This is a genomic window from Aquimarina sp. Aq78 (assembly GCF_900299525.1).
GTDB lineage: Bacteria > Bacteroidota > Bacteroidia > Flavobacteriales > Flavobacteriaceae > Aquimarina.
This window is the reverse complement of record NZ_OMKA01000003.1, coordinates 297,891-312,056: the sequence shown is the minus strand read 5'-3', so window position 1 is coordinate 312,056 and position 14,166 is coordinate 297,891. Positions and strand designations below refer to the sequence as shown.

At 32.3% G+C, this 14,166-nt stretch carries 11 protein-coding genes; 5 read left to right on the top strand and 6 right to left on the bottom strand.

The features are described from left to right. The first annotated feature begins 280 nt into the window (after positions 1–280). The 3 genes from DG435_RS06355 to DG435_RS06345 are packed head-to-tail and all read left to right on the top strand — an operon-like array spanning position 281 to position 6,061. Positions 281–1,552 (top strand): alkaline phosphatase family protein, encoded by a 1,272-nt coding sequence (locus DG435_RS06355; RefSeq protein ID WP_106793305.1) that lies wholly within the window; start codon positions 281–283, stop codon positions 1,550–1,552. Between the two features lie 43 nt (positions 1,553–1,595). Then, positions 1,596–4,640, top strand: coding sequence for a SusC/RagA family TonB-linked outer membrane protein (locus DG435_RS06350; RefSeq protein WP_106793306.1), 3,045 nt, complete (start codon positions 1,596–1,598; stop codon positions 4,638–4,640). 14 nt (positions 4,641–4,654) lie between these two features. Further along, positions 4,655–6,061 (top strand): SusD/RagB family nutrient-binding outer membrane lipoprotein, encoded by a 1,407-nt coding sequence (locus tag DG435_RS06345; RefSeq protein ID WP_106793307.1) that lies wholly within the window; start codon positions 4,655–4,657, stop codon positions 6,059–6,061. 473 nt (positions 6,062–6,534) lie between these two features. Here the strand turns inward: DG435_RS06345 and DG435_RS06340 are convergent, their stop codons facing one another. The 6 genes from DG435_RS06340 to DG435_RS06315 are packed head-to-tail and all read right to left on the bottom strand — an operon-like array spanning position 6,535 to position 12,737. Then, the gene (locus DG435_RS06340) at positions 6,535–7,866 is read right to left on the bottom strand and encodes a DUF58 domain-containing protein (RefSeq protein ID WP_106793359.1); all 1,332 of its coding nucleotides are present in this window, start codon (positions 7,864–7,866) and stop codon (positions 6,535–6,537) included. A gap of 5 nt (positions 7,867–7,871) precedes the next feature. Continuing rightward, positions 7,872–8,912: a MoxR family ATPase gene (locus tag DG435_RS06335; RefSeq protein WP_106793308.1), complete on the bottom strand. Its 1,041-nt coding sequence runs from the start codon at positions 8,910–8,912 to the stop codon at positions 7,872–7,874. A 30-nt stretch (positions 8,913–8,942) separates the two neighbouring features. Then, positions 8,943–10,154 carry a DUF4350 domain-containing protein gene (locus DG435_RS06330; protein WP_106793309.1) on the bottom strand — a complete coding sequence of 404 codons (1,212 nt, stop codon included), beginning with the start codon at positions 10,152–10,154 and terminating at the stop codon, positions 8,943–8,945. Positions 10,155–10,158: 4 nt separating this feature from the next. Continuing rightward, positions 10,159–10,908, bottom strand: a complete 750-nt coding sequence (locus DG435_RS06325; protein ID WP_106793310.1) for a DUF4129 domain-containing protein — start codon at positions 10,906–10,908, stop codon at positions 10,159–10,161. A 1-nt stretch (position 10,909) separates the two neighbouring features. Beyond that, on the bottom strand, positions 10,910–11,782 hold the full coding sequence (locus DG435_RS06320) for a hypothetical protein (RefSeq protein WP_106793311.1): 873 nt from the start codon (positions 11,780–11,782) through the stop codon (positions 10,910–10,912). Beyond that, a complete protein-coding gene (locus tag DG435_RS06315; RefSeq protein WP_106793312.1) occupies positions 11,775–12,737 on the bottom strand; it encodes a stage II sporulation protein M in 963 nt (320 codons plus the stop codon). The genes DG435_RS06320 and DG435_RS06315 overlap by 8 nt, the downstream gene beginning before the upstream one ends. Before the next feature lie 36 nt (positions 12,738–12,773). Here DG435_RS06315 and DG435_RS06310 point away from each other — a divergent pair, with 36 nt between their 5' ends. Together DG435_RS06310 and DG435_RS25480 are read left to right on the top strand one after the other, a co-directional pair. Further along, on the top strand, positions 12,774–13,490 hold the full coding sequence (locus DG435_RS06310) for an RDD family protein (protein ID WP_106793313.1): 717 nt from the start codon (positions 12,774–12,776) through the stop codon (positions 13,488–13,490). A 338-nt stretch (positions 13,491–13,828) separates the two neighbouring features. Further along, positions 13,829–14,017: a hypothetical protein gene (locus DG435_RS25480; RefSeq protein WP_159025636.1), complete on the top strand. Its 189-nt coding sequence runs from the start codon at positions 13,829–13,831 to the stop codon at positions 14,015–14,017. Positions 14,018–14,166 lie beyond the last annotated feature (149 nt).

Here is a 14,166-nt window from a genome sequence, read left to right as displayed (position 1 = left end):
CTGAAACTTGTACTAATTTCTATGTTGAAACACCTGGTAATGTGTTGATAACAAGGTGTTTTTCCTTGCGTGCAAATGCTGATCGACTGAAACTACTAAAACAATTTAGTTAACTTAAATAGAAAATCTATAACATTAGTTTAACCATACAGTAAACTTTTTTTAATTGACTGGTTGTTCAATCTATTTTTACTTCGATGTAGATTTGCAATGGGAAAACAGTAATAGTTTAATCTTTTTTCCAGATGATTAATCTTGTTTTAACTAACTAATAATTCTTATGAGATTTTTTTTATACATAGTGATAATACTAATTGGATGTTCTGTTAATGGTCAGGATAAAACTTCTAAAAATACTACTACCGAAGGTGCTAAAAAAGTAGTATTCATAATTGTTGATGGTATTTCAACAGATTTATTTTATAAATCTAATACTCCCTTTATAGATACGATGTCCAAAGAAGGTGCTTTTTCTGAAGCATATGTTGGAGGAGAAAAAGGAAAATACACTGAAACACCAACTATATCTGCGGTTGGCTATAATAGTTTACTTACGGGTACTTGGGTTAACAAGCATAATGTTTATGGAAATTCTATCCTAAAGCCTAACTATAATTACCCTTCGATATTTAGAGTATTTAAAGATACTTATCCAGATAAGAAAATTGCTATTTATTCATCATGGTTGGATAACAGAACCAAGCTTGTAGGAGAAGGATTAAAGGAAACGAGTGCCATAAAAATGGATTATTCTTTTGATGGCTTAGAGTTAAATGAAGAAAAGTTTCCGCATGATAAATTAAAAAAATACCTAAAACGAATAGATGCAGAAGTGGCTAGGGAAGCAGCCAATCACATATTTGAAACAGGACCAGATTTATCCTGGATATATCTAGAGCATAGTGATGATATGGGGCATATTTTTGGAGAAAGCCCTACGTATTTTAATGTAGTGTCTTTTGAAGATTCACTACTCGGTCTTATTTGGGATGCTGTCAAATTAAGAGAACAAAAAACAGGAGAAGATTGGCTCATAATAGTGACAACAGATCACGGAAGAATGCCTAGTGATGGGAAACATCATGGTCAACAATCTTATAGAGAACGAAGTACTTGGATAGCATTAAGTAAGCCTATTGATAATAATTACTTTAAAAACAACAAAGTAGCTATCGTAGACATATTCCCTACTATTTGTGATTATCTGGATATTACTGTACCAGAAGAAACAGCATTAGAATTAGATGGAATTTCTCTAATGAAAAAAGTAGATGTATCTAAGTTGCAAGGAGTATGTGTAAATAATGAATTTCTACATCTGCAGTGGTTAACAGAGCATAAGGAAAATGAAACAGGAAAAGTATATATAAGCTATACCGATAATTATAAAAAAGGAGAGAAAGATAATTTTGCTCTTTTGGGAGAAGTCGATATTCAAAAAAGAGAGTTTACTACCAAAATAAAACCTCCCACTAGTACAAAGTATATGAAAACTGTTTTGAAAACTAAAAATCAAACTATTAATACTTGGGTAAAAGTTACACTCAAATAGGCAATCTAAATCAATTATTAAATAACACTAAAAACTTGTGAAAATGAACAAGAACCTGATTATTTTATTTCTCATTTTTTCTACTTCCCTTTTTGCTCAAAAACAAATTACGGGTGTTGTAGTAGATCCTGCTGGGACACCTGTTCCAGGAGTAAATGTAATAATACAAAATACAACAAGAGGTACTGCAACAGATTTTGATGGAAATTATGCTTTAGAAGTTAATGAAGGAGAAATTATAGAATTTTCTGTTTTGGGATATGAGACTCAAACGATAATGATAAAGAACCAAACGGTTATCAATATTTCATTACAAGAGGGGGCTGATCTATTAGAAGAAGTAGTAGTAACTTCTTTAGGGATACGAAAAGAAAAAAAGGCTTTAGGATATGCAGTTAGCGAACTAAAATCTGAAGATATTAATAGAGTTAAAGCGACTAATGTTATCAATACTCTTTCTGGTAAAGTTCCCGGTTTACAGGTAACAGGAGCAAGTAATGGTTTAGGAAGTTCTGCAAGAGTGGTGATAAGAGGAGAGAATTCCTTAAACCTTAATAGTAACGAACCTTTGTTTATTTTGGATGGTATACCTGTAAACAATCGTGTTTTTGGAGTTGGAGGAAATTCTACTGATCAAGTAGATCTTCCAACGGATTATGGTAATGGCCTTTCAGAACTTAATTCTGATGATTTTGAATCTGTAACGGTGCTTAAAGGTGCTGCGGCATCTGCATTATATGGATCCAGAGCAGCAAATGGTGTAATTGTAATTACTACAAAAAAAGGAAAAGTAGGGCATGGTTTAGGAGTTGAAATCTCGTCTTCTACTATGTTTAGTTCTGCATTAAGATTACCAGATTTACAGACCGAATATGGTGGTGGATGGGCCGGAGCATATGCCTCAAATTTTGGTACTAATTATGGACCAAGACTTGATGGATCTATTGTTTCCCATGAATTATCTTTAGGAGAATCAATCGATAGACCATTTATCAATCGATATGATTTAAATGACTTTTTTGAAACAGGTGTAAATTTAAATAATACAGTTTCTATTTCTGGAGCTAATGAGAAAGGGAATTTTTTATTTAGCTATGGGAATAATTATAATGAAGGAATAATTCCTAACACAAACCTAAAAGGAAACAGTTTTAGATTAAACGCTAGTTATAGTATCAATGATAAATGGAAAATTCAAGGATTAGCTAATTATATAGATAGGAGTTCTGATAACCTTCCGGTAGCAGGATATGGCTCGCAAGGTATAATGTATACTTTACTTTGGAACTATATAAATGTTGATTTAGATGATTTAAAAAACTATTGGAATGTAGAAAATGAAGAACAACGTAAATTATTTACATGGGGAGATAATCCCTGGTTTATTGTAAATGAGAATATTAATACATTCAATAAGAAAAGGTTTATTGGAAATGTAAATACAACGTATCACTTTACAGAAAACCTAAGCCTATTAGCTCGAATAGGGGCAGACGAATCAAATGATTTTAGATGGTCACGTAGATCTATTGGTGCACAAAGAGCTCCAAATGGATTATATAGAGAGCAAAGAATTAATTTTTCTGAAATCAATGCAGACTTCTTGCTTTCATATGAAAAAGAATTTGGCAATTTTGAAACCAAAACGTCAATAGGAAGCAATAGATTTGATCAAAAAATTACCGAAAGTTTCTTATTAGGTAATGGATTAACGATTCCTGGAATTTACAATTCACAGAATATTGATGTAACCCCAGAATTGAGAAGAGATATCTTTAAGAAAAGGATTAATAGCGTATATGCATTTACAAATATAGGATATAAGGACTTTTTATATTTAGATATATCTGCGAGAAATGACTGGTCTTCTACACTACCAGCAGGAAATGATTCGTATTTCTATCCTGCAGCTTCCTTGTCTTTTATTCCTTCTGCGTTGTTTTCTATGCCAGAAGCAATAGATTTCTTAAAACTTAGATTTAATATAGCAGAAGTAGGTAAAGATACCGATCCTTATAGACTTTCAAAAACATTTAATTTTGCCACACTACCTGGTACATTGACCAACCCGACTCAATTACCAAATGCTAATTTGAAACCAGAAAGAACTACATCTACAGAATTTGGATTAGAAACCTTTTTATTCAAAAAACGACTTTCTTTAGATGCAACTTATTATACATCAATATCCAGAGATCAAATTCTTAATGTTGGAGTATCTGGGAGTAATGGATTCAATTCTTTGGTAACAAATGCAGGAGAGATTCAAAATTCGGGAATAGAACTAGCCTTAGGTATGGTGCCTATTAGAACCGAGAATTTTGAATGGAGCATAAATGCTAATTTTTCAAAAAATGAAAGCGAAGTAAAATCCTTATCAGGAGACCTGGATACATTTATTATCGCTCAAGGACCAGATGGAGTTACAGTAGAGGCTAGACCAGGAGAACAAATGGGAGATATTTATGGCCAGGCCTATGTTAGAAATGATGTTGGAGAAATTATATTTGAAAATGGTTTACCACTCACAGGAGATAGAAAAAAAGTGGGAAACTACAATCCTGATTGGATGTTAGGATTATCAACAAATCTAAGATATAAGGGAATAAATTTATCTGTGTTATTTGATATCAGACAAGGAGGAGAAATTTATTCTTATACCAATGCAATTGGAAGAGAAAGTGGAATTCTAGCACTAACAGCTGGATGGAGAGATGGAGTTGTTGGAGAAGGAGTAGTAAGTGATGGGGCAGGAGGTTTTGTCCCAAATACTCAGGAAGTAACTGCAGAAGCATGGGCATACGGAGTGCCAAGAAGTAATGCCGAAGCAAATATTTTTGATGCCTCCTACATAAAGCTACGTCAGTTAAGCCTGGGGTATACTTTCCCTGAAAAAGTTGTTAAACCACTTGGTTTACAACAGTTTTCTATAAGCCTGGTTGGATCCAATTTAGTACTGTGGACAGATGTTCCCAATATAGATCCTGAAGCTCAGGCGTTAAACGGAGGGTCTTTATTGCCAGGATTTGAAGTAACTCAACTACCCTCTGCAAGAACGTACGGTTTTAAACTTAATATGAAATTATAAAAAGTAACATAATCATGAAAAAAATAGTTTATTTATTAACTCTGATTATTCTAGGAGCTTGTACAGATCAGTTCGAAGAGTTGAATACCAATCCAAATGATCCAGTAACAGCAAGCGAAAACTTATTGCTACCTACAGTTTTGTTTGATTTGTCAAATATTACAGTGAATCAAACTTACGGTTTTGGAGATGTTATAGGGCAATATACAGGGAATTATGAATTTAATGATATCGATATATATCGTTGGCAGGCAGATGATAGATTCTGGTCCCCAATGTATAGGATATTGCAGGATATTAGTGATTTAAAAGTAATTGCAGAAGAGAATAATAATGAAAATTATAAAGCTATTGCTTTAATTCTAGAAGCATATATTTACAGTGTTATCACAGATGCATATGGCGACGCACCTATGACAGAAGCTAATAGAACAATTGAAGGAATCACTACTCCTGTTTATGATAAACAAGAAGATATTTATGCAGCTATATTCTCAAAGTTAGAAGAAGCAAATACTATTGCTGATGTTTCAGAAACTATTAAAGGAGATATTGTATACAATGGGGATTTAGGTAAATGGAAAAAGTTTGCAAATTCGTTACGTTTACGTTTGTTAATGAGAATATCCGGAGTACAAAATGTAAGCTCAGATATGAATAGTATTATAAATAATCCAGATACATATCCTGTATTTACTTCAAATGATGATAATGCTATATATAAATATAGCGGAGTTGTTCCTGATGTATCTAACGTATCTCAAGCAGGAGGAGGAAGAGATTATGAATACTTTTTACGTATACCAACAGCTCATTTTTTAGGATTGTTAGACACTAATAATGACCCTCGTTTAAACTTATGGATAAACCCTAAGGAAGGAACCGACGATCGAACACTAGGAATAATACCAGGACAACCACTGGGAGAAATAGGGCGTCCTGCAGATTTTAGTAGAAAAGCAGTAGAGTTCTTTGAAGAAGCAGAGAGAATCCAAGGAATATTTATGACGTATAGTGAGTTGAATTTTATTTTAGCAGAAGCCAAAGAAAAGACTATGATTTCTGCTGGTACAGCAAAAGGTTATTATGATATAGCTGTACAGTCCTCTTTTGATCAATGGGGAGTAACCATACCTGTTGACTTTCTTACAACAGCAGTGCCATATGATAATAGTACAGATAGATTATATGAACAAAAATGGTTAGCACTTTATCATACCGGAGTAGAACCTTGGTTTGATTGGAAAAGAACAGGTAAACCATCTTTTATCAAGGCGGGATCAGGCAATCTTAATAATGATATGGTTCCTATACGATTGAGGTACCCAAGTTTAGAACAATCTGTAAATGCGAGTAACTACGAGCAAGCCTCTGCTGCTATGGGTGGAGATAATATTAATGCTTCATCCTGGTGGTGGTAAGAATTAATTGAGTTTAAATAATTACATTATGTAATTTCAATTATCTAAAATGCTTCTGGGAAATCAGGAGCATTTTTTATTTGAGTTAAAATTATGATTTTTTATGTTTTCAAAATTGGCTACGAAGAATTTTGTGATATACTACACGTAAGATGTTTTGAAGAAAATTTATTGGATAAACTCATTAACACAAGTGTGAAATATGTAATGAAAAAGAATAATCAATTTTAAATTTTTAAGTGTAATGAATTGTTACGTAACTTTTAGTAAAGTCTTATATAAAGCGAACTTTGGTTTGCATTATTTTTATTTTCCATTAAAAGAACAGATGCTTTCTTTTTCGTATATTTTTCCTATTTGTATCCAAAAACTAAATCTTAAATATAGGGTATGTAATATGTTGATTATCTAGAGTTTTGGGTTTACATGCTAAATCCAATGATATGATGATATTCAAGAAACCATTGGAAACATTATAATAACCCCCTGGCTTTAATTTCCAAGTATTTGTTAATGGTATTAACAGTAAGATTTTCTGGGGTAGTTAACACAGTTTGTATCCCATGTTTTTGTAGCTCTTTTACCATTACTTTTTTATCATATGCAAATTGTTGCGCAATAGTTTGATCATAAATAGTTTGTAGGTCTTCTGCATTTTGTTGGATAAGATGATCAAGTTCTGTATTCTGAAAGAAGATGACTACCAGTACATGTTTTTTTGCTAATGCCTGTAAATATGGAAGTTGTCTTTTTAAAGATGATATGTGCTCAAAATTAGTATATAACAGGAGTAAACTTCTATGGTTTATTTGTCGTTTAACATGAGTATATAATAATCCATAATCAGAATCAAGAAACTGGGTTTTGACATTATAAAGTGTTTCAGAAATATTGTTAATGTATGTTTTCTTTCCGCTAGACGGCAAAAAATCATTTACTGTATTAGAAAAAGATAACATCCCTACCTTATCATGTTTTTTTAAGGCAATATTAGAAAAAGCCAGCGTACTGTTAACAGCATAATCCAGAAGACTCAATCCTTTAAATGGCATTTTCATAACACGACTAGCATCGATTATAGAATATATAGGTTGAGATTTCTCATCCTGAAATTGATTGATCATCAAATTACCATGTTTTGCAGAAGCTTTCCAGTTAATGGTACGAACATCATCACCGGTTACATATTCTTTGATTTGCTCAAACTCCATAGTGTGCCCAATACGGCGTATTTTTTTAAGTCCTATTTGGGTTAACTTATTATCAATAGCCAAAAAATCATACTTTTTCATTTGGATAAAAGAAGGATATACTTTTACCATTGCAGCTTTATCAAAACTATAACGACGTTTTGCAAGACCTATCCTGGTCATGGCGTACACATATAGGTTTCCAAAGACATACTCTCCTCGTTTTACAGGGCGTAATGAGTATTCAAAATCTAAAATAGACTTAGGAGAGATACTTCCTTTTTTGAGGAAATCACGTTTTTGAAATTGTACAGGGATCTCATCGATAATCTCTACATTAGTAGTGAACTTGTAATTACTTTTTATTCTTACCGGAACAGCATTAAAATCGCTATTCGAAAATTTATCGGGCAAAATTCTATTGGCATGAACTCCATTTTGAGTATTATATAAAGCCACAATATCAAACAGAAAAACAATCATTAATCCCCATACCAATAACCAGACAATAGGGTATATTGAAGTAAACCAGTATGATAATAAAAACAATACTGATATTAGAGTGAATATATAAAACACTCTGGAACTTAGATATAGTGATTTTAAAAATTGGATCAAAACTAACGGGGTATTTCTACAGATTGCAATATCATTTCAATAACATTTTCTGTTGTCATTCCTTCCATTTCACGTTCTGGTGATAAGATTAAACGATGGCGTAACACAGGAAAAAGTGATTTTTTTATATCCTCTGGTGTTACAAAATCTCTCCCGTTAATTGCAGCAAAAGCTTTTGAGGCATTCATAACAGCAATTGATGCACGTGGAGAACCTCCTAAATATAAATGAGGATGTGTTCTGGTTTTGGTTACAATCTCGGCAATATACCCCAGAATTTTTTCTTCAATGATTACATCTTGTGTTTTTGCTTTAAATTCTAGTAATTGTTTCGGAGTAATCACAGGATCAACCATTTCTAAAGGCTTTGTTGTTTTTCTAACATGATGGGTCTTTAGGATATTTACTTCGTCTTCAAAAGTAGGGTAATCTACTTTGATTTTAAATAAAAATCGATCCAGTTGTGCTTCTGGTAAAGCATAAGTCCCTTCTTGTTCTACAGGATTTTGAGTTGCCAATACCATAAAAGGAGGATCCATAGGATATCGAATACCATCTATAGTTACTTGCTTTTCTTCCATCACTTCAAACAAGGCTGCTTGAGTTTTGGCAGGAGCACGATTAATCTCATCGATGAGAACCATATTAGAAAAAATAGGCCCTTTTTTAAATTCAAAGTCACTTGTTTTCATATTAAGTACAGAAGTTCCTAATACATCACTTGGCATAAGATCAGGAGTAAATTGGATTCGGTTAAAACCAGTCTTTAACGTTTTTGCGAATAATTTGGCAGTCACCGTTTTTGCGATCCCAGGGACTCCTTCGATTAAAACATGACCGTTAGACAACAAGGAAACAATTAATAGCTCGATAAAATCCTGCTGTCCAACGATTACTTTTGCCAATTCTGCCTTTAGTTTTTCTACAGATTGTTGTAATTCACTAAGATCAATCCTGTTCTCAAAACTCAGATTTTGCTCTTGAGATTCTGTTTCAGGGGATTGTTCTGGATTTATATTGTTTTTAATTTCTTCGTTTTCCATTTATACTTCGTTTAAATGATATATCGTTTTTTAAGATCGACTTTTGAATATGTTGATTAATTGATAAAGTTTTAATAAATCTTCTTTTTCAATTTTTACTTTTTTATTGAGTTCATCAAAATATTTAAATATTATTTTGGTATCCTCTATACTATTGTTGCTTCTGGCTGCAATATCGACTATTGTTTTTTCATTTAGTTCATTTGTAGGAATTCTAAGCACGTTACGAACATAATCCAAAAATAACAGGTTTTGCTTAGTTGCTATTTCTTTATGTTTTCCTTTTTCAAAATACATTCCGCTAATGGTCTTTGTAAAAGATAAAGTCTGATTTTTTAAAGGCTCTATAATCGGAATACTACGTTGTTTTCGTTTTCCTTCAAAAATTACAAAAAGGACTACTCCAATAAGAACAAAGTAGTATGCCCATTTGAGATAGCGATTATTTAAAAGTAAGAAAAGGGGAGAGGTATAAAATGTCTTTCCCGATTTATAATAATTATCCCATAGTATTTTTTGATTGGGATTTATATATGCCAAAAGGTTTTGAGTATATAGATAATTCTTGTCTTTTAGCATAAAATAATTCCCAAAAGCTTCGGGAAAGGTGTGTAATAGAATTTTTCCATTGCCAAAAGATTGTTGTATGTAGTTTACTTTTGGATCTTTGATCTTTAATGTATCATTATATAACTGTGAAACCCCTAAGATAGTAGCATTTACAGTATCTAATTCATTGAAATAAGGATTGTAAATATCTTGATTATATAAAAAAGGTGACTGTGTTTTAAGCTCTTTATTAACCAACTCTACAAGTGGTTTAGTAGATATTTTATCAATAGATATAAGATTATCTGTCTCAATATTAAGAGTGTCTAATAATCGATTTTCTATAGTTTTTGCTGAAACAAATAAAGTATTCCCTCTTTCGACCCATTTTAATATTGTATGTAGCTCATTTTTATCAAAACTTATTGATCCATTAATAAAAAAATATGTTCCTGATACACTATCATTATCCTTGAGAAATTCATAAGGTGGTTGGTTTATATCCTGTAACTCTTGAGTATCAAAAGACTCTTTTATTAAATTGTAGGAAACAAAAGAACCCAAGGGAATTTTATCTGTTTTGGCATAACTTGGATACCAGTTTACAGGTTCGGGCTCACTAGCTTCTATATAGGTGAGTAAACCAATGGCTCCTATAATGATGATGATTAATATTTTAGAACTTTTAGTCATCACATTAACGTTGGATAAGATGGGTTATAGAAGTAAACTCTTTTTCAGCTTTCAGATATAACTTTTCATTAACCTCAAAGCTTCCATACCAGATAAAATCATATAACTTGGTGATAGATTTAAATTGATGTTGTACCGAATCATCTGTTAATTCTTTTATATAATCGGTATTTGTTTTTTGAGCTTCCCATTGAATGAGTTCTACATCAGATAATTTTTTTAATACAAACAAGTAATAATACCGAATTGCTAATCTATAATTTTTATGCTCTAAGGCCTGATTAATGAGCTGTTGGATATCCTGATTTTGAATAATATCTTCGTCTTCTGTAAGCTCTACCTGTGGAGCAAGTTGCTTTTCGAGAAGCATATCTGCAGGATTTACTTTCATAAATAACCAACCTAATAGAAATAATACACCTATAACTAAGAGATAGGGTAGTAATCTAAAAACTACAGCCCAGAATCCGGTTACTTCTTCTGTGCCGAATAACCACGAGATAAACCGATGCCAGAGTTGAGTCACCCAATTTTTAAATTGCGTCCACCAGTTATCAGGTTCCTGATATTCGGTATAATCAAAATCATCTTGTGTTTTAAACTCCTCCATTTTCGGGTTATCAAACTGTGGTGCTTTTTGCTTAGAATCGAGATCATAAACTAACTCCTGGGGAGCAGATATAGCAGTACTGTCCTGAACCCTTGCCGATAAGAAGAGTGGTACAAAAAATAAGACGTAGTAAAGAATTTTCAATTTATTCTGATTTACCTAAAGAGTCAATTTGTTCTAAAGCGCCTGTAGCGTGTTTTCTTTCATTCAAATTATAATATATAAATGCAGTAGAAATTGCGGTGATAATATATAATATATATTGAACTGCCGATGATAGCGTATTTAAGACTATAAAAACCCAATCAACCATAGTAGATGGATCGGCCAAAGACCCTTCTGAAGCTGCAGTAAATGTTTTTGTAAATGTATAGATTACTGCCGGAATAGAAAATACCATACTTATAATCCCTATAATTATCGCGATAACAAAAAGTGTAGCAAAGGTAATCCACCATTCGTTTTTCACAAGTAGGAAACTATCATTTATAGCATCAGAAATACTGGTGTTACGAAATACCAGAATTGAAAAAACCAAACTCATAGGGACATATAAATAGATACCTGGAATTGCACAAAGCATGAAACCAAAAAAAGTAATCAATCCCGAAAGTATTCCTAATCCGATAATATTTCCGAAATCTTTTTTTACTCCCTGTACTACAACTCCCTGGTCAACACTACCTTTGTTATTTATATAGTTTTTAATATAATGTAAAACGGTTCCGAAAAGTAATGCATAAAATACGAGTAATGTTGCTAGCATTGCAAAAAGAGCAATAATAAGCGCTCCCGAATTTAGCATCTCTCCATTTCGAATGCTCACCGGATCAAAAATATTAGCAGAAGAATAAGTATAATACCCAGAAGCAAGTAAAAGTAATACAAAAGCGATACCTGATGTTTTTAATAAAACAGATATCAATGATTTACCATTTTCTCTTATAAAAGCAAAAGTATCTGTTAGGATATCTCCTAACTCTCTTTTTTTCTTAAACTCTATGTAATTATTATTCATTTTTTTGTCTGTTGTAAAGTTGTCTTGGGTAAATTACGTAATAAAATAAGATTAGAGCTAGCGACCCACATATGATTACAATAGCTAGCCAATCCGGCATTTCTGTATGTCTGGTCACAAAACCTTCTAAAAACCCTGCTACTATAAAAAATGGAATCGTGCTAATCACAATTTTTAACCCTGCTTTAATTCCTCTAATAAAAGAAGTAAGTCGAGTATATGTTTTTGGAAATAAAATAGAATTTCCTACAACCAGGCCTGCACATCCTGCAATAATAATTACAGAGATTTCAATAGTACCATGAATCCATATCGTGCGAGCACTTTCCCAAAGTAATCCTTTCTCGTAGAAGAAATACTGAAAAGAACCTAGCATTATAAAATTTTGCATGAGCATATATATGGTACCTATCCCGAACATTACTCCTAGAATAAAGCAATTAAGAGCTACTTTTATATTGTTTAAAGTAATTCCCAAAAACATATTGGTTTCTCCCATTTGTTTATATACTGCCATGGGATCTGCATTAGCAATATTTTCTAAGGTCATATTTACATATGCATCACCTAATATTGATCTTACAAAAGCTCCGTCTGTCGCAGAAGAGTACGCTCCGATAGCTGTAAATAAAGCAGAAATCAGGAATGCGATTAGTAAGTGTTTTTGATATTGATAGAACTCTAAAGGGAATTCTTTAACCCAAAAAGAATACAATCGGTTTTTTTTCTCTTTTTTTGTTTTATAGATTTTTTGATGGGCACTGGATGCTAAGCCATTTAAGTAGTTAAGAGTTTGACTATTAGGGTAAAATGTCTGAGCATAACTAAGGTGATCAGTTATCTCTATATATAAATTAGATAGCTCATCTGGAGTTATTTGAGTATTATTAACCAGAACACTTTCAAATTTTAACCATTTATCTTTATTTTGCCTCACAAAAGCCGCCTCACGCATGTATCGAAGATTAAGAGGCTCAAAGAAACATAATTAATGGATAATTTTCAAATAGAAACTGCTCAAAATGTTAGTATACAGCAAAATGCTGCTGGGATAGGAGAGCGTATTCTAGCGTATCTTATTGATCTTTTGATTATCATAGCTTATTTTATCATAGCTATATTTATGATTGGGGCATTAAGTCTTGATTATGGAGACGAGTGGGCTTTTTGGTTAATTTTAAGTTTACCTCCATTCTTATATTTTATAGTATGGGAAACATTTTGGGATGGTAAAACTCCTGGTAAAGCAACGATGAAAATAAAAGTGGCTCGTATGGATGGTGCAAGACCAGCTTTTTCGAATTATCTGGTACGATGGCTGCTTCGTTTATTAGATATTACTTTGGCATTTGGAGGTGTTGCGGTTGTTTCTATTTTGTTAAACGGCAAAGGACAACGCCTTGGAGATATGGCAGCAGGTACTACTGTGATTAGTGAGCGGCAACGTGTACGATTTAATCAGACCATATTAGTCGATATTCCCGAGGATTATGTAGCCATGTATCCTCAGGTTACTGTTTTTAGTGATGCAGAGATTCGTAAAATAAAAACTATTTATACAGAAGCCAGGCGAGATGCAGATCATAATATTATTCTGGAACTTTCTAAAAAAGTAAGTGCTTTAATGGATGTTACTCCACAAGAAAAACCATTACAGTTTGTAGATCGAGTAATAGCCGATTACAATTACTATACGCAGAAACTATAATCTTTTAATAGCTGGTATCAGAAATAAAACCCTTAAAACACACTAGCTGTTTTTTTATCCCCTCTGCTTTTATAAAAATAGTTTCTTTTTCTAGCTACCATTTTTTTTGCATTGAATTACCAATAAGGATGCAATAAAAATAGAAGGTAACATTTATAAATTGATACCTTAAAATTTATAAATGTTAAGTACTACACCTTTCAATAAAGTGTACTGTTGCATTACCTTTATTGGACATAACATTTTATGATGTTATAAAATATTTTCGCGAAAATAGTCGTAAAGTCGTAAGCGACTTAAAAAAAAATACAGACAAATTAATTCTTAAAACAATAATCATGTTAAAATCTATTTTAGAAATTAATGGTGTTAAATCACTAACTAGAGGTAGCCTAAAAAATATATCAGGTGGAAGAATGAGAACAGATTGTAGTGTAATATTTGGTGCGTGCGATGAACAACACCCTACAAATGATGAAAAGTTTGTAAAGTGTCTGGATTATAGTGGTTGTGGACCTGCTTTCTAAGATGATAATGCCAACGAGCAATAATCATAAGAGAAGTACTTAAAATTTATTTTAAAAAGCCCTTTCAAAGGGCTTTTTTCTTTTCAATAACCAAAAATAGGTGTAGATCAGAATCTTTTAGGTTTTAAATAATCCTAAATACTACAAAA

What these genes read in the sequence shown, in the direction of transcription:
- DG435_RS06315 (WP_106793312.1), bottom strand. Translation starts at nt 12,737, where the DNA reads ATGCGTGAGGCGGCTTTTGTGAGGCAAAATAAAGATAAATGGTTAAAA.
- DG435_RS06320 (WP_106793311.1), bottom strand. Translation starts at nt 11,782, where the DNA reads ATGAATAATAATTACATAGAGTTTAAGAAAAAAAGAGAGTTAGGAGAT.
- DG435_RS06350 (WP_106793306.1), top strand. Translation starts at nt 1,596, where the DNA reads ATGAACAAGAACCTGATTATTTTATTTCTCATTTTTTCTACTTCCCTT.
- DG435_RS06345 (WP_106793307.1), top strand. Translation starts at nt 4,655, where the DNA reads ATGAAAAAAATAGTTTATTTATTAACTCTGATTATTCTAGGAGCTTGT.
- DG435_RS06310 (WP_106793313.1), top strand. Translation starts at nt 12,774, where the DNA reads ATGGATAATTTTCAAATAGAAACTGCTCAAAATGTTAGTATACAGCAA.
- DG435_RS06335 (WP_106793308.1), bottom strand. Translation starts at nt 8,912, where the DNA reads ATGGAAAACGAAGAAATTAAAAACAATATAAATCCAGAACAATCCCCT.
- DG435_RS06330 (WP_106793309.1), bottom strand. Translation starts at nt 10,154, where the DNA reads ATGACTAAAAGTTCTAAAATATTAATCATCATCATTATAGGAGCCATT.
- DG435_RS25480 (WP_159025636.1), top strand. Translation starts at nt 13,829, where the DNA reads ATGTTAAAATCTATTTTAGAAATTAATGGTGTTAAATCACTAACTAGA.
- DG435_RS06355 (WP_106793305.1), top strand. Translation starts at nt 281, where the DNA reads ATGAGATTTTTTTTATACATAGTGATAATACTAATTGGATGTTCTGTT.